A 23,148-nucleotide genomic window follows, 5' to 3' on the forward strand; every position below is an offset into this window, starting at 1 on the left:
CAGTTTCGTTCGAATGTCGGGGGTTCGCGATAGCTTCTAACCATGGACGACGACCTCGACGGCTTCTACGCTCCGATCCCGGATGCCGTCGATCGGGTCGTCGAGGTCGCCGGCATGATGGACGTCTTCGCCGCCCAGCGTCTGTGGAGAGTTGAGGCGATGCGCCAGGAAGCGCTCGAAGACGCGCATCGGCACGGTCGTGCGCTCACCGACGTGATCGAGCGCGGGGTGCGCCTCGAGTTGGCGGCGGCGCTGCGCATCACCGAGCGGGCAGCCGGCGAGATGATCGCTCGAGCAGCCGCCATGGTGCAGCGGTACCCGGCGGTCCTGGATTCACTCGGTCGCGCTCGAATGACGGAGCGGCACGCCGAGATCCTCGTGGACCTCGTCGATGAGGCCGAATCCGAATTGCGCGGTGCGCTCGTGCCGCAGGCGATCCAGCTCGCCGAGCAGCATCCGGTCGGCTCGTTCCGTCGAATGCTCCGGCGCCTGATCGATTCAGTCCGATCGGTGACCCTCGCCGAGCGGCACGAGGCGGCGCTCGGGCGGCGTCGCATGGCGGTCGAACCGGACGAAGACACCATGGCATGGCTGCATGTGTATCTTCCGGGGGTCGAGGCGCAAGCCATCTTCGGCCGTACGACGGCCATGGCGAAAGTGATCGTCGCCAGCGAGGGTGAGACGCGCACGCTCGACCAGGTGAGGGTCGACGTGCTGTGCGATCTGCTCATCGAAGGTGACACCGCATCGCTTCCCGCCGATGCACGAGGCATTCGCGCCAGCGTGGTCGTGACGGTGCCGGCTCTGGCCTTGCTCACAGCCGGCGAGAAGGAGCGCCACGACGCGGGTCTGGCCCCCGCGACCGTGGAAGGCGTCGGTCCGGTTCCGCTGGCTCGCGCACGCGAACTGTGCGGAGGCGATGGCGGGTGGATGCGAGTCCTCACGCACCCCGACTCCGGTGCCGTGCTCTCGGTGGGGCGCGAGCTGTACCGTCCTCCGGCCGCACTCGCGAGGCTGGTCAAGTGGCGCGGCGACCGCTGTATGGCTCCCGGCTGCGGCATGCCGGCCTCACGATGCGAGATCGATCACACTCTGGCCTGGGAGGACGGCGGGACCACCGGCCTCGACAACCTGGCCCCGATCTGCCGTGGTCACCATCGCGTGAAACACCACGGGGGCTGGCGAGTCAGACAAGTCCCCGACAGCGGCGGTGAGATCGAATGGACGTCGCCCTCGGGCCGTGAGTACACCGTGAAGCCAGAGCGCCGGTATCCGATGTTCCATCCGTCGTCGGCGGCTGACGCACCGTTCTGACAGGGCTGCGCGGCGGCGAGCCATCTCCGCAGGTTTCAAGGCAGAGGGCGTGGCGGACGGGAATCTGCGACCGTGGTGCGGTTCGCGCGCGCCGCGGTCGAAGGCGGATCTGACCTGACCGTTCGACCGCGGATCGCCGTCAGTCATCCGGCAATTGTCCGGCCCGGACGAACTCGCGCAGGACTGAAGGGACCTGCCACGCGCCGTCGTCGGCCCGGTCTAGACCGAACACCGACATCAGTTCGTACCAGTCGTTCAGCGCGGCTGTGAACGCCGCTCCATTGAGCGGGTCGCGTTCGAGTTCCTGCGTCGTCCGGCGGGGCGGTGTCAGCGCAAGCCACGGCTCGCTCTGATGGTCGGCTAGCCGCCCCGACTCGGGGACGCCGTCTGCGTTCTCCCAGCCGGAGAGCGTCGCCGAGCCGTCGCGGCAGTTCGACACCGCGACGTCGCGGGCCGCCTTCGCGATCACGTCGTGCCAGCTCATGCCCTCGATCGACGGACAGCTGCATTCGCGCACGCACCGCGCTCCGCCCGGGTACTCGGTGTCGTAGTCCGGATAGTCGTCGTAGCCCCGATAGCCCGTGCATGAGTCCCACGGCCTCAGCTCCGTTGCGCGGATCAGGGCGCTCGCGTCGGCCGCGCGCTGCAGACCCGCGGGACCGTCGGCAAGACTTCCGTCGGCGATGGCGAGCAGGAGCAGGTCGAATGCGGCGCCGGTGCTGCTTCCGGCCACGCCGTGGGCGAGCATCGACCAGACGTCCTCGCACCCCTGGTCGCGCACGGCTCGAACGCAGTCCGCCCCCTCCACCCGGTTGGGGAGGAGAGGGCGGTCCGCGAAGCGCTACAGGCCGTTTGGGCGCGGGTCAGTACCAGCCCACGGACTGGGAGTGACCCCACGCGCCGCAGGGGGTGCCGTAGCGACCGGAGATGTAGCCGAGGCCCCACGCGATCTGGGTCCGGGGGTTGGTCTGCCAGTCGGCGCCGGCGCTCGCCATCTTGCCGCCGGGCAGGGCCTGCGGAATCCCGAAGGCGCCGCTGGAGCTGTTGTAGGCGCGGTAGTTCCAGCCGGACTCCTTGTTCCACAGCGAGACGAGGCAGCCGAACTGATCATCGCCCCAGCCGTAGCCGCCGAGCATGGCGCGAGCGGTGGCCTGCGCATCGGCCGGGCTGGTGCCGCCCACGGCGCCGCCCGAGGCGAACACCGGAGCCGGCGCGGAGGACTGCTGGGGGCTGGCGGACTGCGCGGCGGCGGCAGCGGCGGCGGCTTCAGCCTCGGCCTTCGCCCGGGCCTCGGCTTCTGCCTTCGCCTTGGCTTCCGCCTCCTGCTTGGCCTTGAGCGCCTTGGCGGCGTCGAGCTTGCCGCGCAGCTCCGCGACGCGCTCGTCGACCGCATCGGCCAGGACAGTGACGTCCTCGACGATCGAGGGCAGCAGCAGCGTCGGAAGCGCGTTCGCGCCGTCGAGGCGGTCGACGGCGGCCGCGAGCTCAGCGGTGTCGACCGTCGTCTCGGGATCGCCGATGTCGAGCTTCGACGCCGTGATGTCGGAGGTGACCGTCGCGGCGGCGTCGATCGAGGCATCCGCTGACTCGACGGTGGCGCGCGCAGCGGACAGGGCCTTCGACTCAGCCGTGGTCGGCGCAGCGGCCAGAGGCTGCGGAGCGGTGAAGGAAGCCAGTGCGAACGTCGGAGTCGAGCCGGATGCCTCGGCCACGCTGGCCGGCGTCGTCGCGGTCATCCCGGCGGCGACGATCAGGCCGAGCGACAGGCCGGCGACGGCCAGAACGGGGCGGCGGCGGAGTCGTCGCGCGGCGGCGCGGCTGTTGCGGCGGGCAGGATGGGCAGACGTTATCGAGCGCATAGAACCGGTTTCGTATGGGGCAGAGGCGCCGACAGCGCGACGCGAGAGGTCCGTTCGGGCGGACACAAGTCCCCGAGTCTGCCCAGGTGCCCTGGACGGTTCCGGTGCGTTACCTGAACGTTACATGGGAGCCCACCCGGCGCCGACGACGTCGCCGCCCCCGCGTAACCTGGACGGATGCCTGCCGAGTCGACCACCGAGAGCGCCCGCGCGCAGCTCGCCGCACTGGTCGAACAGGTCGCCGCAGCGGGCCCCGATCATCAGGGATTCCGCCAGTTCGCCGGCCTCACCGCGACGCCGGATGCGCGCCCAGCGGCCGTCCTCATCCTCTTCGGAATCCTCGACGGCCTGCCCAGTGACCACGACGCCGCGGCGCGGGCGGTCTCGCGCGACCTCGACGTCCTTCTCCTCTCGCGCGCGTCCACCCTGCGGTCGCACGCCGGCCAGGTCGCCTTTCCCGGAGGTCGCGTCGACGCCGCCGACGACGACGCCGTCGCGGCCGCGCTCCGGGAGGCGTATGAGGAAACCGGGCTGGACCCGGCCGGGGTCGAGGTGCTGGGCACCCTCGAGAACATCCCGCTCGTGTACTCGCAGCACCTCGTGACACCGGTGCTGGGCTGGTGGCGGCATCCATCGCCCGTCCGAGTGGTCGACGAGGCCGAGTCCTCGGCGGTGTTCCGTGCCCCCGTCGCCGATCTGCTCGATCCCGCCAACCGTGGCTCGACGGTCATCCGCCGCGACGGACAGGAATGGCGCGGGCCGGGATTCCTCGTACCGCACCCCGGCGGCCATCACCTGGTGTGGGGCTTCACCGGAATGGTGCTCGAGGGGCTGTTCGACCGGCTCGGGTGGACCGAGCCATGGGACGCCGACCGCGAGCTGCCGCTCGCCGGCGCCGGGCTCGCCGAATCCGAGGCGACGGCGTGACGCGAGGGTTACGCTGGCCCTCGTGCACCGGATCTACAGCCTGAGCTTCGCGAAGCTCTACTCCCTCTACGTCGCGAAGGTCGAGAGGAAGGGGCGGACGACCGCCGAGCTCGACGAGGTCATCGAGTGGCTGACGGGCTTCGACGACGCCGAACTCCGACATCACCGCGAGTCCGAGACGACGCTGCAGGACTTCTTCGCCGACGCGCGCCTCAATCCCAGCGCCTCGCTCATCACGGGGGTCATCTGCGGCATGCGCGTCGAGAACATCGAAGACCCGCTCATGCAGAAGATCCGCTACCTCGACAAGGTCGTCGACGAACTGGCCCGCGGCAAGGCGATGGAGAAGATCCTCCGGCAACCGGTCGCGTGATGACGGCGCGCGTCCTCTCGAAAGACGAAGCGCGCCGCATCATCGTCCGCGCTCAGCTCCTCGACGCCGATCGGCCCGGCGATGTCGTCGAGGTCGCCGAGCAGCTCGGCTACATCAAGATCGATCCGACGGCGGTGATCGCCCCCTGCGAGCACACCGTGCTGTGGTCCAGGATCGGGTGGTCGTACGAGGCGACGCAGCTGCGCAAGGCCGTCGAGGACGACCGGCTGCTGTTCGAGTTCGACGGGGCCTTCCGGCCCGTCAGCCTGCTGCCGCTCATGCTGCCCGACATGCGCACCTGGCCGCGGCGCGAGAGCAGCCGGCAGTGGCTCGATGCGAACGCGAAGTTCCGTGCGGACATCCTCGCGCGCCTGCGCAGCGAAGGACCGCTGCTCACCAGCGACATCCCCGACACCGCGCAGGTCGATCGCGCACCCGACGGCTGGTACGGCCGCAACCAGGTGCCGCACATGCTCGACTTCCTCACCCGGCAGGGCGAGGTGGCGATCATCGGACGCGAGGGACGCCACCGCCGCTGGGACCTCGCAGAGCGCGTCTACCCCGCCGACATGCCCGAGTACGGCGAGGAGGAGGCGGCCGAGCTCCTCGCGGAACGCCGGCTTCAGGCCGCAGGCCTCGCGAAGCAGAACTCGCCGTGGTCGCGCACGGGCATGGCGGGCGAGCCCGTGAGCGTCGAGGGCAGCAAGTGGCGGTTCCGCGTCGACCCGGCGGCGCTCGCCGCCCTCGATGACACCGGCGGCATCGACGACGCCGGCCGCGTCGCGTTCCTCAACCCCTACGACAGCCTGCTGTTCGACCGCCCGCGGCTGACCGAGGTGTTCGGGTTCGACTACGTCCTCGAGCAGTTCAAGCCCGCCGCGCAGCGCCGCTACGGCTACTTCGCGCACCCTATCCTGATGGGTGATCGCTTCGCCGGGATGCTCGACGCCGAGGTCGACAAGAAGAACGACGTGCTGCAGGTCAACGCGATCCACGAGCTCCTCCCGTTCGAGGCCGAGGAGCACGAGATCGTGCGGGCTGAGCTGGACGAACTCGCGGAATGGCTCGGGATGCCGCTCACCGGCGTTCCCGAGCGCTGAGCGCCTGCTCCACCGGCGTCAGGTCGCCGGCTCGCCGCCCGCCAGCGCCTCCGCCAGTTCAGCCCGTGAGCCGATGCCGAGCTTCGCGTACACCTTGCGGAGGTGGTACTCGACGGTCTTCGGACTCAGGAACAGGGCGGCCGCAGCCTCGCGGGTGGTGCGCCCCTCCACGAGCTGCAGGCACACCTGCAGTTCCTGCGGCGTGAGCGCGCGCATCGGATCCTCACCCGGCGGGTGCACGTGCTCGCCGGTCGCCGCCAGCTCGGTGCCCGCGAGGTCGCGCCACCGCGCGGCGCCGAGCTCGGAGAAGGTCTCGAACGCCTCGCGCAGTCGTGGCCGGGCATCCACGCGGCGTCCTGCCCGACGCAGCCGTGACCCGTACGCGAGCCGTGTGCGTGCGTCCTCGAACCGGTCGAGCGTCTGCGCGTGCCACCGCAGGGCGGATTCGAACCACGCCTCGCAACCGTCCCCGACGACCAGGCCGACGGCACGGTCTGCGCGGGCCCGGGCCCAAGGCTGTCCCTTCACCGCCGCGCGTGCGTGGAAGTCCTGCGCGACTGCCGTCGCCTCATCGCTGCGCCCCATGCGCACGAGCGCGTCGACGAGCTCCGGCGCAGGCGAGAGATCCGCGTCGTCGAGATCCAGGCCGTCGAGCAGCGCGATCAGCACCGCGAATCGCTCCGCCGCCTCCGCGGCACCGCCGAGCGACAGCTCGAGGTCGCCGACGGCGTGAGCCACCCAGACCTCGCCGACATGGATGTCGCGCGCCGAGCAGAGGGCCAGGGCCTCCTCGCCATGTGCTCGGCAGGCCTCGGCCCTGCCGGCCCGCGAGTCGAGACGCGTGAGTCCTGCGAGTGACATCGCGCGCTCGGTCTCCTGCCCCGTCTCGGACGCGAGGCGGATCGCCTCGGCGAAGTCCGCCTCCGCCCGCGGCCAGGACGCGCCGGTCGTCGCCTCGTCCACGGCGACATGGAAGAGCACGGCGGGAAGCGCGCCGACATCGGCGGCCCCGCGGACTTCGTCGACGAGGGCGCGCAGACGCTGTCCGCTGGAGGAGTCGCGAAGGTACAGCGGCGCCAGCAGCAGCCACGAGAGTCGCCGGGGATCGCGGCGCAGTTCGGCATCCGACTCGAGCAGCGGCACGGCGGCACGGATGTCATCGGCGCCACCCCGGCCCGCCAGGGTGCACGCCATGCCCGACGCCATGAGCCCCAGCGCTCGGGCCGTCGGGGTGACGGCCGCGGGCAGGAGGGCGGCGATCCGATCGGCGAGCTCCGATGCGGTGCGCGCATCGCCCAGGTAGTAGGTCGCGTGCACGGCGTCGGCCAGGGAGACCAGCGTCTCGTCGGCCGTACGCCTGCTGTCCGCCGCCGTCAGCAGCAGCTCGAGAGCGGTCCGGACCGACCCCGTGCGCGCGGCGATCGATGCCCGCAGCTCGAGATCCTGTGCATCGGCGGGGTCAGGACCGCTCCGCGCGCGCTCGTCCAGCAGGCCGACGGCGCGCCGGCCGTCGCCGGCCGACCACGCCGTGTCGGCGGCGCGGAGCAGCAGCTCACTGCGAGCACCCTCATCGGGGGAGAGATGCGCCGACCGCTCGAAGGCGCGCGAGCCCACGCCGTGGGCGCCCCGGGACACCGCGTTGCCTGCGGCCACGGCGAGGAGCCCGGCGACCTCCGCATCGGGATGCCACGTCGCCTCCGCCAGGTGCCACGCGCGCCGGTCGACGTCGCCCGGTCGTGTGGCCGACGCCGCGGCGCGATGCGCGGCGTGACGATCTTGGGCGGTCGCCTCCGAGTACACGGCGGCGCGCAGCAGCGGATGCCGGAACTCGACGCGCCCTCCGTGCACCGCGACGAAGCCGCGGTCCTCGGATTGCCCGAGCAGAGCCGCGTCGACGCCGAGCCTCACGCACGCATCGGTGATGAGCCGCAGATCGACGCCGCAGACGGCGGCCGCCAGCAGGGCCGTGCGGGATCCGGCATCCAACTCCTCCAGCTGCCGGCCGAAGGCGCGCGTCACCGCTCGCGGCACCCGAAGCGGCAGCCCCGTCTCGACGCTCTCGGCCACATCGATATCGGCGGTGTGCAGCTCGAGCAGGGCGAGCGGGTTGCCGGCCGTGGCGCGGTGCAGCGCGCTGAGCTGATCGTCGGCGATGTCGGCGCCGCCGGCCGCGTACAGAAGCTCCCGCGCCGATGCGAGATCGAGCCCTCCGATCCGCATGGCGGGCAGACCCGCGACGGCGTCGTCGCCCTCCGGTGACCGAACTCCGAGGAGCACGACGACCGGGTCGGCGGCGAGGCGGCGCGCCGCGAACACCAGGGCTTTCGCCGAGGCCGCATCGACGAGGTGCAGGTCGTCGACGACCGCGGCGACGGGGCCGTCCTCGGCGAAGCGGCACAGAAGACTCAGCACGGCGGCTCCCACCGTGAACCGGTCGCCGGCGTCGCCGCGTTGATCGCTCCTGGGCCTGCGCGGGAGGGCGAGCGCACCGGCCAGCGCGTCGGCCTGTCGTGGGGGGATCCCGTCGAGCACCCCCAGGGCGGGTCGCAGCAGCTGGAGCAGCCCGGCGTACGGCACCTCCCGCTCCGACTCGTGCCCGATCGCGCGCAGGAGGCGTGCCTCGGTCAGCCGAGAAACCGCGTCATCGAGCAGCGCGGTCTTGCCCACCCCGGCCTCACCGCTGATCGCGAGCACGCCGCTCGTTCCCAGGCGTGCGGCTGCCGCGAGCCGATCCAGCGCCTGCTGCTCGGCCACCCGACCCACCAGCATGCCCCGATCCTACGAGCCGCGGAACGACTAGGGGGGTCCCCGGATGCGATCGCCGTGCGCCGGTTCCTACGGTCGAGGCATCCGCTGATCCTCCAGCGCGAGACCGAAGGAGAAGGACCATGTCCACCATCACCGAACCGGCCGCGATCGACACCGACAAGCTCATGAGCTTCGTGTTCCGCGCCGTCGACGAAGTCGGAGCGACTCTCAACGCCGCGCTCGTCGTCATGGGCGACAAGCTCGGCTACTATCGCGACCTCGCCGACCACGGGCCGACCACTCCCGCGCAGCTCGCCGAGCGCACCGAGACGGCAGAGCCGTACGCCCGCGAGTGGCTCAATGCCCAGGCGGCAGGTGGCTACGTCACCTACGACCCCGCCACCAAGCGGTACACCCTCCCGCCGGAGCATGCGCTGGCGATGACCGATCCCGACAGCGCCGCCTTCCTGCCGGGGTTCTTCCAGATCGCGCTCGGGACTGTGCACGACACCGGTCACATCATCGACGCGGCCCGCAGCGGCGCCGGGTACGGCTGGCACGAGCACGACACCGACGTGCACATCGGCTGCGAGCGGTTCTTCCGCCCGAGCTATCACGCCAATCTCGTCGACGCCTGGATCCCGGCGCTCGACGGGGTGCGCGAGAAGCTCGAGACCGGCGCGCTCGTGGCCGACGTCGGCTGCGGCCACGGGGCATCCACCATCCTGCTCGCGCAGGCCTTCCCGAACTCGACGTTCGTCGGCTCCGACTACCACGCCGAGTCCATCGAGACCGCCCGGGCCCGCGCCGCCGAGGCGGGCGTGGCCAACGTGCGCTTCGAGGTCGCGTCGGCGCAGGACTTCGCGGGCGAGGGCTACGACCTCGTGGCGATGTTCGACAGCCTCCACGACATGGGCGACCCGGTGGGCGCGGCCCGCCACGTGCGCGACGTGATCGCCGACGACGGCACCTGGATGATCGTGGAGCCGATGGCGGGCGACCACGTCGAGGACAACTTCAACCCGGTCGGTCGCGCCTATTACGGATTCTCGACCCTCCTCTGCACGCCGTCGTCGCTGTCGCAGGACGTGGGCCTGGCGCTCGGCACGCAGGCGGGGCCTGCGCGCATCCGCGACGTCGCCTCGGCGGGCGGGTTCACCCGGTTCCGCAGCGTCGCCGAAACGCCGTTCAACCGCGTCATCGAGGCGCGGCCCTGACGACCGGGGACGGGCAGGAGCAGACTGGGGGCATGGCAATGCCGGGTCGCAGCCACACCTGGGTCCGGGCGCAGCGGCGTCCGAGGCGGGCGCTGTTCCTGTCCTCCCCGATCGGGCTCGGGCACGCGCGGCGGGACGTCGCGATCGCACAGGAGCTGCGCCGGCTCCATCCCGACCTGCAGATCGACTGGCTGGCGCAGCATCCCGTCACGCGTGTCCTCGCTGATGCCGGAGAGACCGTGCACCCGGCATCCGCATTCCTCGCCAACGAGTCGGCCCACATCGAGGACGAGTCCGCCGATCACGACCTGCACGCGTTCCAGGCGATCCGCCGGATGGACGAGATCCTCGTGAACAACTTCATGGTCTTCAACGACGTGGTCGACGACACCTACTACGACCTGGTCATCGGGGACGAGGCATGGGACGTCGACTACTTCCTCCACGAGAATCCCGAGCTCAAGCGATTCGCCTTCGCGTGGATGACCGACTTCGTGGGCTGGCTGCCGATGCCGCAGGGAGGGGATGCCGAGGCCGCGCTCACCGCGGACTACAACGCCGAGATGCTCGAGCAGCGGGCCCGCTATCGGCGGATGCGCGACCGATCGATCTTCGTCGGCAACCCCGACGACGTCGTCGACGAGTCGTTCGGCGAGGGACTGCCCGGGATCCGCGAGTGGACGCAGACGCATTTCGACTTCGCCGGGTACGTCACGGGGTTCGAGCCGCCGTCGGCCGAGCAGCGCGCCGACGCGCGGCGACGGCTCGGAGTGGGTCAGGACGAGCTCCTGTGCGTCGTGACCGTGGGCGGCTCCGGCGTCGGGCGTGCCCTGCTGCGGCGCGTCATGGACGCGATCCCTCTCGTCCGGCGGCTGCGCCCGGAGCTCCGGTTCCTCGTCGTGACCGGGCCGCGGATCGATCCCGCCGAGCTGCCCCGCCGCCGCGGGGCATCCGTGCGCGGCTTCGTGCCCGACCTCTACCTCGCGCTCGCCGCGTGCGACGTCGCCGTGGTGCAGGGCGGTCTGACGACGTGCATGGAGCTGACCGCCGCACACCGGCCCTTCGTCTACGTCCCGCTCGAGAACCACTTCGAGCAGAACCTCCATGTGCGCCGCCGGCTCGACAACTACGGCGCGGGCCGCTGCGTCCGGTACGCGGAGGCGAGTGACCCGGACGTCCTCGCCGCGGCGATCGTCGACGAGATCGCGCGGGACGTCGCCTACCGGCCCGTCGAGACCGACGGCGCCGAACGCGCGGCGGCCATGCTCGCGGAGCTGATCTGATGCGCGCGCTCGAGGCCACGACGACCGGATCGGTCGACGTCGACGGCCTGGCGGTCCACTACGAGGTGTACGGCGACGGCTCGCCGACCGTCTACCTGCTGATGCCCGACGTCATCGTGCACAGCCGGGCCTGGAAGGCGCAGATCCCGTTCCTCGCCCGGCACTTCCGGGTGGTGGTGAGCGACCCGCCGGGCAACGGGCGCAGCGGAGTACCGACGTCGCCACGGCAGATGGACGACTCGGCGCAGATCGCGGGCCAGTGGGCGGTGCTGGACGCGATCGGCGCCGACCAGGCCGTCCTGGTCGGCGTCTGCACCGGCGCCGGCCACTCGCTGATCATGGCCGGCGAGCGACCGGAGCGGGTGCTGGGCGCTTGCGCGATCAACCCCGGCCTGCGCCTGACCGAGCCGCTGCCGCATCGGGTGGAGTTCGACTTCGACGAGATCCGCGACTCATACGACGGATGGCGGAAGCAGAACCGCCACTACTGGAAACAGGACTGGCGAGGTTGGTCCGAGTTCTTCTTCGGCGAGATGTTCCCCGAACCGCACTCGACCAAGCAGGTCGAGGACTGCGTTGAGTGGTCGATGGGGGCCGGCGCAGACATGCTCATCCTCGAGTACGGCTCGACGTATCGGGCGCGCGATGTGCCGACGTCGCGCGCGATCTGCGAGGCCGTGCGGTGTCCAGTCCTGGTGATCACCGGATCGCTCGACATGTGCCAGAACCCGCTGCGCGGACCGATCGCCGCTGAACTCACCGGAGGCGAGCTCGTGGTCATCGAGGGCGGCGGGCACCTGCCGCAGGCGCGCGACCCGGTCCGAGTCAACCTGCTGCTGCGCGACTTCGTGCGAAGGGTGGGCGGGGCCGCGGTGAGGTCGTAGGGTCGGCATATGGACAGGGCTGTTCCCAACCTCCCCTCGCGCGACTTCGACGCCACAGCCGCGTTCTACGGCGGCTTCGGCTTCGAGGTGACCTACCGCGACGGTGGCTGGATGATCCTCGGACGTGACGGCATCGTCCTCGAGTTCTTCCTCGCCCCCGAGCACGACCCGTACGAGAGCTGGTTCATGACGAGCATCCGGGTGCGCGAACTCGACCGCCTCTACGCCGACGTCCGCGCGAGCGGCGTCCCCGAGAAGACAGTCGGCATCCCGCGCCTCATCCCGGTCGCACTGCAGGAGTGGGGACAGCGCGCCGGCTACCTGATCGATCCCGACGGCACGCAGCTGCACCTCATCGAGGACGACGGCTCCCGCTAGACGCGCGTGCCCGTCCAGCCGAGGGCCGGTGCGACCTGAGTCGCGAACGTCTCGATCACGCGCAGGTTGAACTCGACGCCCAGCTGGCTCGGGATGGTGAGCATCAGCGTGTCGGCGGCCTGGATGGCGGCGTCGTCGCGCAGCTGCTCGATGAGCACGTCGGGCTCGGCGGCGTACGTCTTTCCGAACGTGGACCGGATGCCGTCGATGACGCCGATCTGATCGCCGTCCTGGCGCCCGCCGAAGTAGAGGTGATCCTCTGCGGTCACGAGCGGGAAGATCGAGCGGCTCACCGACACGCGCGGCTCGCCGTCATGACCGGCCTCGCGCCACGCGGCGCGGAACGCGTCGATCTGCTCGGCCTGCAGGATGTCGAACGGGCGTCCGTCGGCAGACGTCAGCAGCGTCGACGACATGAGGTTGACGCCGATGCGGCCCGCCCACTCCGCGGAATCCCGGTTCCCGGCGCCCCACCACACCCGCGAGCGCAGCCCAGGGGAATGCGGCTCGATGCGCTGCAGCCCCGTCGCTCCGGTGCCGAACGGGGACGAGGCATCCCGCTCCGCCAGTCCTTCGCCGTCGATCGCGCGCAGGAACAGGTCGAAATGGTCGCGCGCGATGTCGGCCCCGCGCGGATCCTGCGATCCCGTGTAGCCGAACGTCTCGTAGCCGCGCACGACGGTCTCGGGTGACCCGCGGCTCACGCCGAGGGCGAGTCGACCGCCCGAGAGGAGATCGACGGATGCCGCTTCCTCGGCGAGATGGAGCGGATTCTCGTACCTCATGTCGATGACGCCGGTGCCGACCTCTATCCGCTCGGTGCGCGCGGCGATGGCGGCGAGCAGGGGCATGGGAGAGGACTGCTGGCGTGCGAAGTGGTGCACACGGAAGTACGTGCCGTCGACCCCGAGGTCGTCCATCCCCTGGGCGAGGTCGATCGCCTGGAGCATCGAGTCGGCCGCGGTGAGCTGACGGCCGCCGCCGAGCGGGCCGTAGTGACCGAACGAGAGGGTTCCGAAGCGCTGCATACCTGCCTGCAACCGTACGCCCGCGGCATCCATTCCGGTGAATAGGTGCTCGCAGCGCCGGGCTGACCCGTTCGGCCGACACCGACCCTGGCCGCCGTGTCGTGCCTACGATGGAGGAGCGGACGGGAACGGAGGCGAGGCGATGGTGCAGGTTCGTGTGGCAGGCGTCGCCCTCGATGCGTCCGGACAGCATGTCGTGCTGCTCAAGCCCATCGATGAGATCCCGGGCGACGGGCAGGTGCTCCCGATCTGGATCGGGCAGCTCGAGGCGACCTCGATCCTCGTCGCGCTCGAGCAGGCTCCCGTGCCGCGTCCGCTCGCACACGACCTCATGCGGACCCTCATCGAGGCGCTCGGCGCCGAGGTCACGCGCGTCGAGGTCACGCGGATCGACGAAGGCACCTTCTATGCCGAGATCACGCTGTCGACGGCGCTCGGCGACCGGGTGGTCGACGCGCGGCCGTCCGACGCCGTGGCTCTCGCCGCGCGCGTCGGCGCGGGCATGTGGGTGGCCGACCCGGTCATGGAGGAGGCGGGCGTGCCCGATGTCCTGACCGAGACCGACGCCGCCGAGAGCCTCGACGAGTTCAAGCGCTTCCTCGACGAGGTCGAGCCCGAGGACTTCGAGGGCTGAGGGCCCCGAGCGGCCACGCTCCGGGAGATCCGCTCCGGACGCCGTGTCAAGCCCCTGCGTGCGGGGTGCTGTCTCGCATACCTTCTCCCCGGGAGAGGAGTCTCACATGACTACTGCACGAGACATCATGACGCCGGACCCGCGCTGCATCGGGGAGTCCGAGAGCCTGCAGGAGGCGGCACGCCTGATGGCCGAGCTGGATGTCGGCGCCCTGCCGATCTGCGGCGCGGATGGCAAGCTCAAGGGGATGCTGACGGATCGCGACATCGTCGTGAAGTGCATCGCCCGCGGCGGCCGACCGGCCATCGAGACCGCCGGACTGCTCGCCGAAGGGACGCTGGTGCTCGCCCGCGCGGACGAGGACATCCGCGACGTCCTCACGACCATGGAGCGCCACCAGGTGCGTCGCGTGCCGGTCCTGGACGGCCAGGACCTCGTGGGGATCATCAGCCAGGCCGACATCGCCCTGTCACTGTCGGCCACGCAGACCGGCGAGGCCGTCGAAGCCATCTCGGAGTGACGGCGGGCTCAGCCCTTCAGGCTTCCGGCGCTGATGCCGTGGATGATCTGCTTCTGCGCGAAGAAGAAGATGAGGATCATCGGGATCGTGGCGATGACGCTGGCGGTGACGATGATCTCCCAGTGCCATTCACCGCCGAACCCGAAGGCGTCGACGAGCGACTTCAGGCCGCGCGGCACCGTGAAGGTGGCTGAGTCGCGCAGATAGATCAGCGCGCGCATCAGGTCGGTCCACACCGCCTGCACTTCGAAGACGAACGTGACGGCCAGTGCCGGCTTGCTCAGCGGGACCGCGATCCGCCAGAACACCGCCCACTGCGACGCGCCGTCGACCCGGGCGGCGTCGAAGAGATCCCGTGGGAGGCCGAGCATGAACTGGCGGAGCAGGAAGACGTAGAAGGCGCTCGCGAACAGGTTCTGAGCCCAGAGGGGCACCAGCGTGCCGACGAACCCGAGCGAGTTCCAGATGAGGAAGGTCGGGATCATCGTGACGGCGCCGGGCAGCATCATGCTGGCCAGCACCAGGCCGAACAGCGCGTTGCGTCCGCGGAACCGGTAGTGGGCGAACCCCCACGCCACCATGGCGCTCGACAGCGTCACGGCGGTTGCCGCCAGCAGCGTCACCAGGACCGTGTTCCACAGCCAGAGAGCGAGCGGCGCCTCCTGCCAGACCGCGATGTAGTTGTCGAACGTGAAGGTCTCGGGGATGAGCTTGTTGTCGAACACCTCGCCGCGCGGCTTGAATGAGGCGCTGACCAGCCAGACGAACGGGTACACGAAGACGACGCCCAGGAGCGACAGCGCGGCGATGGCGAGCCCCCGGACCACTCGCCGCCGCCCCCGGCGGCTGTCGCGACCGATCTCCGCTCCGGGCCGGTCGACGGTCACCTGGGTCGCGGTCGACGCGCCCCGCCGCTCCGGCTCGGGGTCGACCGGTTCCGGCTCGATCCGCGGCGGCAGCACCCGGCTCATCGGCGGTCCTCGCCTTCGTAGTAGACCAGTCGCCGTGAGACGACGATCTGGATCACCGTGACGATCATGATGAGGAGGAAGAGCAGCCAGGCCATGGCCGAGGCGTAGCCCATGTGCAGGAACTGGAACGCCTGCTGGAACAGATAGATGACATAGAAGAGCGCGGCGTCGTTGCTGTAGGTCGTGTTGCCCGCGCCGAAGAACGCCGTATACGCCTCATCGAAGGTCTGCAGCCCCGCGATCGTGTTGACGACGATGACGAAGAACAGCGCGGGGCTGATCATCGGCAGCGTCACCGACCACGCCTGGCGCCAGAAACCCGCACCGTCGAGGCGGGCTGACTCGTACAGTTCGGTCGGCACGGCCTGCAGAGCCGCGAGAAGGATGATGACGGATGCCCCGACCGTCCACAGACTCATGATGATGAGGCCGGGCTTCACCCAGGCCGGGTCCGTCGTCCAGGACGGGCCGTCGATCCCGAACCAGCCCAGGACGGTGTTGAAGAGCCCGTTCTGCCCGTTGAAGAGGAGCAGGAAGAGGATGCCGACGGCAACCGGCGGGGTCATCTTGGGCAGGAAGAAGACGGTGCGGAAGAAGCCGGCGGTGCGGCCCGCGCGGTCGAGGAGAAGGGCGAGCAGGAGTGACAGCACGACGTAGAGGGGAACCTGGACGGCGGTGAACAGCAGGGTGTTGGACAGTGCGAGGGCGATCTTCGGATCCGCGAAGAGCTCGGCGTAGTTCTCCACGCCGACGAACTCGGGGTCGTTGATGACGTCGTAGTCCGTCAGCGACAGGTACACGCTGTAGATCAGGGGCCACGCCGTGAAGACGAGGAATCCGATGAGCCACGGGCTCAGGAAGAGCAGGGCAGAGGCGACGTTCCGGCGCTTCGCCCGGCGCCGGCTGCGCTCCCTCGCGGGATCGACCGCGTACTCGCCAGGCCGGCCGAGCGGGGGTGCGGATGCCGTAGCCATGTCAGTCTTCCTCGAGCTCAGCCCATCCGTTGTCCAGCGCGGTCTGCGCGGTCGTCTGCGCTTCGGCCAGCGCTTCTTCGGGCGTCGCCTCGCCGTTGAGGACGGAGTTGACGGCGTCGAACATCGCGGCCTTGAACTCGGCGTCCGCAGGGTTGGCCGGCAGCGCGAACGTCATCTCGTTGGATTCGTACATGGCCGTCACGGCGGCGTCCCACGTCTCGCCGCCCGACGTGGTCATGTCGCGGATCATCGCGTCGGCCTCGGCGTTGCCCGTGAGCAGGCCGGTGAAGGGCTTGCCCTCTTCCTCGCGGACCGCGAGACGCGCCTCCGCCGCCGCCTGCCAGGCGTCCATCGATGTCATCGCCCGCGCGAACCGGCACGCCGCCTCGGGGTTCTCGCCGCCCGCGGGGATCGCCCATGCGAGCCCCGAGGCGTAGGCGAGCGGCTCGCCGGAGCGGTCGCGCACCGTGTCGAAGGCCATGGGAGCGTCGGGGGAGACGTCGTTGAGCACGTTGACGTACCACTGCTCCATGGGCATCGCGCCCAGGACGTTCGTCGCGAACTGGTTGCCCTCGCCGAAGAAGTCCGCGGAGTCGCGGTAGGCCTTCACGGCGCTGAACCCGCCCTGGGCGTCGTAGATCCCGACCGCCCAGGTGAGCGCCTCGACCACCGCGGGGTCGTCGAGCTGCGCGGTGCGCCCGTCCTCCGAGATGAGGTCGGCGCCGTTCGCCTTGGCCCACAGCGGCAGGAACTCGGGCAGCTTGCTGTCGACGCCGATGACCTGCAGCTTCCCGCCGTCCTGGACGACGAGACTCTCGGCCGCGGCCGACATGGCCTCCCAATCGGATCCGTTCACGTCGTCGAGCGTCAGCCCGGCATCGGCGAGGAGGTCCGCGTTGGCCATCGTGAGCTGGACGGTGTTGAACTCCGGGATGCCGTAGACGACGTCGTTGAGCGTGACCTGTTCGATCGCTGCGGGCACGAACTCGTCCACGGGAATGCTCTCGCCCTCGATGCAGTCGTCGAGCGGGACGACGGCGCCGCGTGCGGCGAGCGAGCCGATCTGATCGCGGTTCGCGTACACGAGGTCCGGGGGCGAGCCGGTTGCGACGGCGGACAGGAACTGCTGGAGGTCGAGGTCGCCCTCCGCCAACTGGACATCGACGTCGCCGAGCTGCTCCTCGGCGTACTCCACGCGGGACGTGGCCACCTCGTCGACGCCGGAGAAGCCCATAACGGCGAGCTCGCCGCTCAGTTCGGCACCCGAGTCGTACTCGGCGTCGGAGTCGCCGGCGCCCCCCGTCCCGACCGCGCACGCCGATAGGGCGAGGGCGGCGGTCGCGACGCCGCTGATTGCGGCGATCAGTCGGGTCGATGTGCGCATGATGGCCTCCTGCACCCTGGGGGACGAAGTGGGTGGTGGGCGAAAACTACGACTCGAGCGCCGATCACCCGAGGGGATTGACTATCCGTCCTCGACGCCGTACAAGCGTCGAATAGGGGTCTTCACGCGCGGCCAGAGCCTCACGCGAAAGCACACGGTGCCCCTTCGCACAACCCCCTCCTTCCTTCACCCGAGGGTGTTTTCAATGGAAACCCCACCGGCCCCGCGGTGGGGTCAAGGAAGGAGAACCCATGTCACAGGGTTATGCAGCCGGAGGTTCCGACGCTTACGTCGCACCCGGTGAAGAGTCGAACATGGCGGACACTGCGAGACACGAGGCGGGTGAGGTGAAGGATGCCGCAGCCGGCGCCGTGAAGGACGTCGCGGCCACCGCCAAGGATGAGGCGGGCGGGGTCGCCCGCGAGACGAAGTACCAGGCTCGCGCGCTCCTCCAGCAGGGTCGACAGGAGCTGCGCGACCAGGCCTCGAAGCAGCAGCACCGTCTCGCCACGGGTCTCAGCTCCGTAGGCGACGAGCTGGGCTCGATGGCCAACGGGTCAGAGTCCTCCGGCGTCGCGAGCGACCTCGTGCGGCAGGCTTCCGCACGGGTCGGCGCGGCGGGCTCGTGGCTCGCAGACCGCGACCCGGCCATGGTCTTCGACGAGGTCAAGGCGTTCGCCCGGCGCCGTCCCGGCGTCTTCATCGCCGCGGGTGTGCTCGCGGGAGTCGTCGTCGGCCGTCTGACGCGAGCCCTCGCCTCCAACGCCGGCGAGTCGTCCGGCGGCACGAGCGGCACGGGCTTCTCGGGTGGCACCGCGGGCGCACCGCCCGCCCTGCCGGCATCCGGCGGCTACGCAGGCACCGGCGCGACCGGTATGACCGGCGCCGCCGGCACCGCCGGGAGCACGGGAATCGGCACCGCCGGCACCGGACTCGACGGCACCGGATCAGAGGGTGCCATGGCCGAGGGGACCGGGGCGGACGCCCCGATCTACTCGCAGTCCGCCGCGCGGTACGACGGCACGGGAATGGAGACCGCAGATGAGCGATCAGACTCCCTCTGAGCAGCGCGCAGCGACAGCGTCGCTCGGCGAGCTGCTCGGCGAGGTGACGCGTGATCTCTCCACGCTCATGCGTCAGGAGATCGCGCTCGCCAAGGCGGAGCTGAAGGAGACCGTGACGACGACCGCCAAAGGCGCCGGCCTTCTCGGCGGCGCCGGGTATGCGGCATCCATGGCGGTGCTGTTCCTCTCCATCGCCGCCTGGGCGGGTCTTGCGAACCTGATCGGCGCGGGCTGGTCGGGCGTCGTTGTGGCAGTCGTGTGGGCGATCATCGCCGCCGTGCTCTACGGCGTAGGCCGGACGCAGATGAAGAAGGTCAAGGGCGTTCCGCAGACCGTCGAGACGCTCGAGGAGATTCCGTCGACATTCAAGAGAAATGAGGAGAACCGATGACTGACTCACCCGATGTGATCCGCGCCGACATCGAGCGGACACGCGAAGAGCTGGGCGCCGACGTCGACGCGCTCGCCGACAAGGTGACCCCCTCCAAGATCGTGGGCCGGCAGACCGACAAGGTCCGCGGTGCGATGGGGTCGTTGCGCGACCGGGTGATGGGCGTCGCCGACGACGCCGGCACGGCCGCATCCGACGCCGCGCACGGCGCGGCACGCGGTGCAGCCGACGTCGCGCGCGACGTGAAGGCGAAGGCCGAGGGCAACCCGCTCGCCGTGGGCTTGATCGCCTTCGGCGTCGGCCTGGTCGTGGCCTCGCTGATTCCCGCGTCCGACAAGGAGAAGCGCCTGGCCGAATCGGTGAAGCAGCAGGCGGAGCCGCTCGTCGACCAGGTGACCTCGGTCGCCAAGGAGGTCGCGTCCGACATGAAGGAGCCGGCACGTGAGGCCGCCACCGCCGTGAAGGACAGCGCCCAGGGCGCCTTCGAGAACGTGAAGGGTGAAGCGACCGACCAGGCAGGCACGGTCGCCGACCGCGCCAAGGACGCTCGCGAGAACGTCGCGGGCGGCTGACACTGCCGAGGGGTGCGGGGCGGACGTGTCACGTCCGCTCCGCACCCATGACCGATTTCGGGGGAGGAGCAAGATGTCTCGGAACGTGAGGGAGCTGCGCTGCACGCCGGAGGATGTGTTCCGCGTCCTCAGCGACGGCTGGCTGTATCCGTCGTGGGTGGTGGGCGCCTCCCGCATGCGCGACGTCGACGAGGCGTGGCCGTCCGCCGGCGCCGAGCTGCACCACTCGTTCGGCGCCTGGCCGATGCTCCTCGACGACAAGACCGTCGTCGAGGAATGCGACCCGCCCCGCCGGCTCGTGCTCCGCGCGCGCGGATGGCCGATCGGCGAGGCGCGCGTGACGATCGACGTCAAGGCTCGCGGCGAGCAGAGCGTGGTTCGAATCCAGGAAGAAGCGGTGGCGGGTCCAGGCCGGTACGTGCCGGACGTCCTGCTGGACGTCCTCCTGCACTGGCGCAACACCGAGACCCTCCACCGCCTGGCGTACCTCGCCGAGGGGATGGCTGTCCCCACCCCCGGCGACACCACCGCCGAGCAGGAGATCGGCGCCGCCGACGCGGGATCGATATGAGCCGAGCAGCCGGCGACCGCGCGGACTGGGACGTCGTCGTCGTCGGCGCCGGGCCGAACGGTCTCGCTGCGGCTGTCACGCTCGCCCGGGCCGGTCTCAGCGTCCGCGTGTACGAGCGTGCCGATCAGGCGGGCGGCGGGGCGGCGACGCGCGCTCTGACCCTGCCCGGATACCGGCACGATGTGTGCTCCGCGGTGCACCCGATGGCCTTCGAGTCCCGGTTCTTCCGCGAGTTCGGGCTGCGGTCGCGCGTGCCCTTCGTGACACCGGATCTCTCGTTCGGGCACCCGCTCGATGGAGGTCGCGCTGCGCTGGCGTACCGTGACCTTGCTCGTACCCGTGATGAACTCGGTCGCGACGGCGCCGCCTACGAGCGACTCGTGGGTCCACTCGCGGCACAGGCGACCGCCGTTGCGGAGTTCACCGGCTCGTCCCTCCTCGGCATCCCGGCCGATCCTCCGACCGCGATCCGCTTCGGCGTGCGTGCGCTCGAGCAGGGCACCGCTGCTTGGCGTGCCCGATTTCGGGAGGAAGGTGCGCCTGCCATGCTCACCGGCGTCGCGGCGCACACGATCCTGCCGCAGCCGAGCATCGCTGCGGCGGGGGCGGGCCTGGCGCTGACGGCGTACGCCCACGCGCAGGGGTGGCCGATCCCGGTCGGAGGAAGCCAGGCGATCGTCGATGCGATGGTGGCAGACCTGCGCGAGCACGGCGGCGAGGTCGTCCTCGACCATGAGGTGAGATCGCTGCGCGAGCTGCCGGCGGCACGCGCCACGCTGCTCGACGTCACGCCTCGGGCATTCCTCCGCCTGGCAGGCGAGGCGATGCCCACCGGCTATCGTCACGCCCTCGAAGGATTCCGCTACGGCGGCGGAGTCGCCAAGATCGACTTCGCGCTGAGCGATCCGGTGCCGTGGGCTCATCCGGAACTGCGCCGGGCCGGGACGGTGCACGTGGGGGGCACGCGCGCCGAAGTGGCGGATGCCGAGAACGCGGTCAACGCCGGACGTCTGCCCGAGCGTCCCTATGTGCTCGTCTCCCAGCCGTCGCTGTTCGACCCGGGTCGCGCACCGGATGGCCGCCACACGCTGTGGGCGTACACGCACGTGCCGGCCGGCAGCGTCGCCGATCGGAGGGAAGCGGTGATCGCCCAGATCGAGCGGTTCGCTCCCGGATTCCGCGACACGATCCTCGCGACGTGCTCGCGCACGGCCCTCGACGTGGAGCGCCACAATCCGAACTACCCCGGCGGTGACATCGCCGCGGGCGCCCCGACGATGTGGCAGATCATCCGTCGCCCTGTTCTCACGCCCGATCCGTGGCGAACTCCGCTCGCGGGCGTCTACCTGGCCGGGGCATCCGCCGTCCCCGGCCCGGGGGTGCACGGGCTCGCGGGCTGGTTCGCCGCACGCAGCGCGCTGCGCCACGAGTTCGGCACGCGTGTGCTGCCCGACCTCAGCCCGAAGGAGACGAGTCGATGAAGATCCGAGGCCAGGTCGTCGTGATCACCGGAGCTTCGAGCGGGATCGGACGCGCGACCGCCTATGCGTACGCGCGCCGGGGTGCGCGGCTGGTGCTCGCGTCGCGAAGCCGCGCTGCGCTGGAGACCGTCGCGGACGAGTGCCGCGCGCTCGGGGCGCAGGCGCTCGTGGTCCCCACCGACGTGTCGGCCGAGGGGGAGGTGCGGGCGCTGGCTGCGGCCGCCGTAGGCGAGTTCGGCCGCATCGACGTCTGGGTGGGCAACGCCGGCACCTTCAGCTACGGCGCCTTCGAGCAGACGCCGGCCGCCGTGTTCCGTCAGGTGCTCGAGACGAACCTCATGGGACAGGTCCACGGCGCGCGTGCAGCGCTGCCGTACTTCCGGCGACAGGGCAGTGGCGCCCTCGTCCTGGTCGCGTCCCTGTATTCGCGGGTGAGCTCACCGCTCGTCGCCCCGTACGTCACGAGCAAATGGGGCCTGCTCGGGTTCGCGGAGGTGCTCCGTGCGGAACTGCGAGGCACCGGCATCCGGGTCAAAGTGATCCTGCCGTCGACGATCGACACTCCCATCTACCAGCACGCCGCGAACGTCACGGGGCGGGCGGTCCACGCGCTGCCACCGGCGGCGTCGCCCGGGCGCGTGGCGCGCTCCATCGTGCGTGCGCCGGCGCGGCGTCGCTTCGCCACCTCGGTCGGTCACCTGCAGCGCGCCGTCGTGCCGCTGCACCGGACCTCGCCGCGGGCGTACGACACCGTGACGCGGTTCTCGAAGAAGCACCTCGAACTCCGCGGCGAGGCGCCGTTGTCGGACGGCACCGTCTTCGAGGCACCCGCTGCGGCGTCACCCGTCGACGGCGGATGGCGGTCGGGCGTGGTGCGTCTGATCCTTTGGGCCAGCGCGGCCGGCGTCGCGGCGGCGATGTGGGCGCGGCGGAGTCGCCTCAGGGCCTGACGGCTGCGGGGGCTTTCGGAGGCGTCGTCTCGGTCACGGCCGCGCGCACGCTCTCGAGGAAGGACGCGATCACGCGCGCGTCGTGATGCGTGAGGCGCGCCGTGATCGATCTCAGGCGCGAGGTCAGCGGATCGAGGTGGTCGGGGTCGATCGTGCTGTCTACGGGTCTGATGAGCTTCTTGCGGCGGTCGTGCGGATGCGGCTCGACGACGACCATGTCGCGCGCGACGAGCCTGTCGATGAGCGCGGTGCCCGACGCGGGGGAGAGGTGCAGCCCGCGGGCGACCATGGTGGGCGTGACTTCCTGGGTGTCTGCACGCTCGAGGAGGTACCGCATCGCCGCCCGGTCGGTCGGGGTCAGGCCGAGCTCCTGCCGTCGCCCACGGGTGAGACGCGCCTCCGCCAGCCGGAGCTGCTGGAGGATGGCCGCGACATCGGGCAGCTCGCCGGGCGTGGCCGGTGTGATCGATTCGTCCCGAGCATTCATCTGCGCCCCAATCGCCGTTCGTTCGATCGAGTATCCCT

General features: G+C 70.6%; 24 protein-coding genes. 16 read left to right on the top strand and 8 right to left on the bottom strand.

What is annotated here, in order from left to right:
• Nucleotides 1-42 precede the first annotated feature (42 nt).
• The gene (locus JX005_RS04670) at nucleotides 43-1,314 is read left to right on the top strand and encodes an HNH endonuclease signature motif containing protein (protein WP_246533555.1); all 1,272 of its coding nucleotides are present in this window, start codon (nucleotides 43-45) and stop codon (nucleotides 1,312-1,314) included.
• A gap of 139 nt (nucleotides 1,315-1,453) precedes the next feature.
• On the opposite strand, the gene JX005_RS04675 is transcribed toward JX005_RS04670, so the two are convergent.
• Together JX005_RS04675 and JX005_RS04680 are read right to left on the bottom strand one after the other, a co-directional pair.
• On the bottom strand, nucleotides 1,454-2,095 hold the full coding sequence (locus JX005_RS04675) for a hypothetical protein (RefSeq protein ID WP_214466267.1): 642 nt from the start codon (nucleotides 2,093-2,095) through the stop codon (nucleotides 1,454-1,456).
• Nucleotides 2,096-2,177: 82 nt separating this feature from the next.
• Nucleotides 2,178-3,173, bottom strand: coding sequence for an aggregation-promoting factor C-terminal-like domain-containing protein (locus tag JX005_RS04680; RefSeq protein ID WP_214466268.1), 996 nt, complete (start codon nucleotides 3,171-3,173; stop codon nucleotides 2,178-2,180).
• Between the two features lie 177 nt (nucleotides 3,174-3,350).
• On the opposite strand from JX005_RS04680, the gene JX005_RS04685 reads away from it, so the two are divergent.
• The 3 genes from JX005_RS04685 to JX005_RS04695 are packed head-to-tail and all read left to right on the top strand — an operon-like array spanning nucleotide 3,351 to nucleotide 5,573.
• Complete coding sequence (locus JX005_RS04685) at nucleotides 3,351-4,100, top strand: NUDIX hydrolase (protein ID WP_214466269.1); 750 nt, start codon at nucleotides 3,351-3,353, stop codon at nucleotides 4,098-4,100.
• A gap of 22 nt (nucleotides 4,101-4,122) precedes the next feature.
• Entirely contained in the window at nucleotides 4,123-4,473 is a 351-nt protein-coding gene (locus tag JX005_RS04690; RefSeq protein ID WP_214466270.1) for a DUF2200 domain-containing protein, read from the top strand.
• On the top strand, nucleotides 4,473-5,573 hold the full coding sequence (locus tag JX005_RS04695; RefSeq protein WP_214466271.1) for a DNA glycosylase AlkZ-like family protein: 1,101 nt from the start codon (nucleotides 4,473-4,475) through the stop codon (nucleotides 5,571-5,573). Before JX005_RS04690 ends, JX005_RS04695 begins: the two co-directional genes overlap by 1 nt.
• An 18-nt stretch (nucleotides 5,574-5,591) precedes the next feature.
• Here the strand turns inward: JX005_RS04695 and JX005_RS04700 are convergent, their stop codons facing one another.
• Entirely contained in the window at nucleotides 5,592-8,342 is a 2,751-nt protein-coding gene (locus JX005_RS04700; RefSeq protein ID WP_214466272.1) for an ATP-binding protein, read from the bottom strand.
• 119 nt (nucleotides 8,343-8,461) lie between these two features.
• Between JX005_RS04700 and JX005_RS04705 the strand changes: the two genes are divergently transcribed.
• From JX005_RS04705 to JX005_RS04720, 4 genes are read left to right on the top strand one after another with little or no spacing between them, the layout of a single operon-like run.
• Nucleotides 8,462-9,538: a class I SAM-dependent methyltransferase gene (locus JX005_RS04705; protein WP_214466273.1), complete on the top strand. Its 1,077-nt coding sequence runs from the start codon at nucleotides 8,462-8,464 to the stop codon at nucleotides 9,536-9,538.
• A 32-nt stretch (nucleotides 9,539-9,570) separates the two neighbouring features.
• The gene (locus JX005_RS04710; RefSeq protein ID WP_214466274.1) at nucleotides 9,571-10,821 is read left to right on the top strand and encodes a glycosyltransferase; all 1,251 of its coding nucleotides are present in this window, start codon (nucleotides 9,571-9,573) and stop codon (nucleotides 10,819-10,821) included.
• Complete coding sequence (locus tag JX005_RS04715) at nucleotides 10,821-11,705, top strand: alpha/beta fold hydrolase (RefSeq protein ID WP_214466275.1); 885 nt, start codon at nucleotides 10,821-10,823, stop codon at nucleotides 11,703-11,705. The genes JX005_RS04710 and JX005_RS04715 overlap by 1 nt, the downstream gene beginning before the upstream one ends.
• A gap of 9 nt (nucleotides 11,706-11,714) precedes the next feature.
• Nucleotides 11,715-12,083, top strand: coding sequence for a bleomycin resistance protein (locus JX005_RS04720; protein WP_214466276.1), 369 nt, complete (start codon nucleotides 11,715-11,717; stop codon nucleotides 12,081-12,083).
• Here the strand turns inward: JX005_RS04720 and JX005_RS04725 are convergent.
• Entirely contained in the window at nucleotides 12,080-13,111 is a 1,032-nt protein-coding gene (locus JX005_RS04725) for an LLM class flavin-dependent oxidoreductase (protein WP_214466277.1), read from the bottom strand. The two genes, JX005_RS04720 and JX005_RS04725, sit on opposite strands and share 4 nt — an antisense overlap.
• A gap of 142 nt (nucleotides 13,112-13,253) precedes the next feature.
• Here JX005_RS04725 and JX005_RS04730 point away from each other — a divergent pair, with 142 nt between their 5' ends.
• Both JX005_RS04730 and JX005_RS04735 read left to right on the top strand, forming a co-directional pair.
• Nucleotides 13,254-13,745: a bifunctional nuclease family protein gene (locus JX005_RS04730; RefSeq protein ID WP_214466278.1), complete on the top strand. Its 492-nt coding sequence runs from the start codon at nucleotides 13,254-13,256 to the stop codon at nucleotides 13,743-13,745.
• A 106-nt stretch (nucleotides 13,746-13,851) separates the two neighbouring features.
• A complete protein-coding gene (locus JX005_RS04735) occupies nucleotides 13,852-14,265 on the top strand; it encodes a CBS domain-containing protein (RefSeq protein ID WP_214466279.1) in 414 nt (137 codons plus the stop codon).
• An 8-nt stretch (nucleotides 14,266-14,273) separates the two neighbouring features.
• Here the strand turns inward: JX005_RS04735 and JX005_RS04740 are convergent, their stop codons facing one another.
• The 3 genes from JX005_RS04740 to JX005_RS04750 are packed head-to-tail and all read right to left on the bottom strand — an operon-like array spanning nucleotide 14,274 to nucleotide 17,594.
• A complete protein-coding gene (locus tag JX005_RS04740) occupies nucleotides 14,274-15,236 on the bottom strand; it encodes a carbohydrate ABC transporter permease (RefSeq protein ID WP_214466280.1) in 963 nt (320 codons plus the stop codon).
• Complete coding sequence (locus JX005_RS04745) at nucleotides 15,233-16,210, bottom strand: carbohydrate ABC transporter permease (RefSeq protein ID WP_214466281.1); 978 nt, start codon at nucleotides 16,208-16,210, stop codon at nucleotides 15,233-15,235. The genes JX005_RS04740 and JX005_RS04745 overlap by 4 nt, the downstream gene beginning before the upstream one ends.
• Nucleotide 16,211: 1 nt before the next feature.
• Nucleotides 16,212-17,594: an ABC transporter substrate-binding protein gene (locus JX005_RS04750; protein ID WP_214466282.1), complete on the bottom strand. Its 1,383-nt coding sequence runs from the start codon at nucleotides 17,592-17,594 to the stop codon at nucleotides 16,212-16,214.
• Nucleotides 17,595-17,908: 314 nt separating this feature from the next.
• Between JX005_RS04750 and JX005_RS04755 the strand changes: the two genes are divergently transcribed.
• From JX005_RS04755 to JX005_RS04780, 6 genes are all read left to right on the top strand, one after another.
• The gene (locus JX005_RS04755; RefSeq protein ID WP_214466283.1) at nucleotides 17,909-18,658 is read left to right on the top strand and encodes a hypothetical protein; all 750 of its coding nucleotides are present in this window, start codon (nucleotides 17,909-17,911) and stop codon (nucleotides 18,656-18,658) included.
• On the top strand, nucleotides 18,636-19,049 hold the full coding sequence (locus JX005_RS04760; RefSeq protein ID WP_214466284.1) for a phage holin family protein: 414 nt from the start codon (nucleotides 18,636-18,638) through the stop codon (nucleotides 19,047-19,049). The genes JX005_RS04755 and JX005_RS04760 overlap by 23 nt, the downstream gene beginning before the upstream one ends.
• Nucleotides 19,046-19,621: a DUF3618 domain-containing protein gene (locus JX005_RS04765; RefSeq protein ID WP_214466285.1), complete on the top strand. Its 576-nt coding sequence runs from the start codon at nucleotides 19,046-19,048 to the stop codon at nucleotides 19,619-19,621. Before JX005_RS04760 ends, JX005_RS04765 begins: the two co-directional genes overlap by 4 nt.
• A 73-nt stretch (nucleotides 19,622-19,694) precedes the next feature.
• Nucleotides 19,695-20,192, top strand: coding sequence for an SRPBCC family protein (locus tag JX005_RS04770; RefSeq protein WP_214466286.1), 498 nt, complete (start codon nucleotides 19,695-19,697; stop codon nucleotides 20,190-20,192).
• Nucleotides 20,189-21,673 (top strand): phytoene desaturase family protein, encoded by a 1,485-nt coding sequence (locus JX005_RS04775; RefSeq protein WP_214466287.1) that lies wholly within the window; start codon nucleotides 20,189-20,191, stop codon nucleotides 21,671-21,673. The genes JX005_RS04770 and JX005_RS04775 overlap by 4 nt, the downstream gene beginning before the upstream one ends.
• Nucleotides 21,670-22,623, top strand: a complete 954-nt coding sequence (locus JX005_RS04780) for an SDR family NAD(P)-dependent oxidoreductase (protein WP_214466288.1) — start codon at nucleotides 21,670-21,672, stop codon at nucleotides 22,621-22,623. The genes JX005_RS04775 and JX005_RS04780 overlap by 4 nt, the downstream gene beginning before the upstream one ends.
• Here JX005_RS04780 and JX005_RS04785 read toward each other — a convergent pair.
• Entirely contained in the window at nucleotides 22,613-23,110 is a 498-nt protein-coding gene (locus JX005_RS04785; protein ID WP_214466289.1) for a MarR family winged helix-turn-helix transcriptional regulator, read from the bottom strand. The two genes, JX005_RS04780 and JX005_RS04785, sit on opposite strands and share 11 nt — an antisense overlap.
• Between the last annotated feature and the right edge of the window lie 38 nt (nucleotides 23,111-23,148).

The sequence above is a fragment of the Microbacterium flavescens genome (assembly GCF_018588945.1).
Classification (GTDB): domain Bacteria; phylum Actinomycetota; class Actinomycetes; order Actinomycetales; family Microbacteriaceae; genus Microbacterium; species Microbacterium flavescens.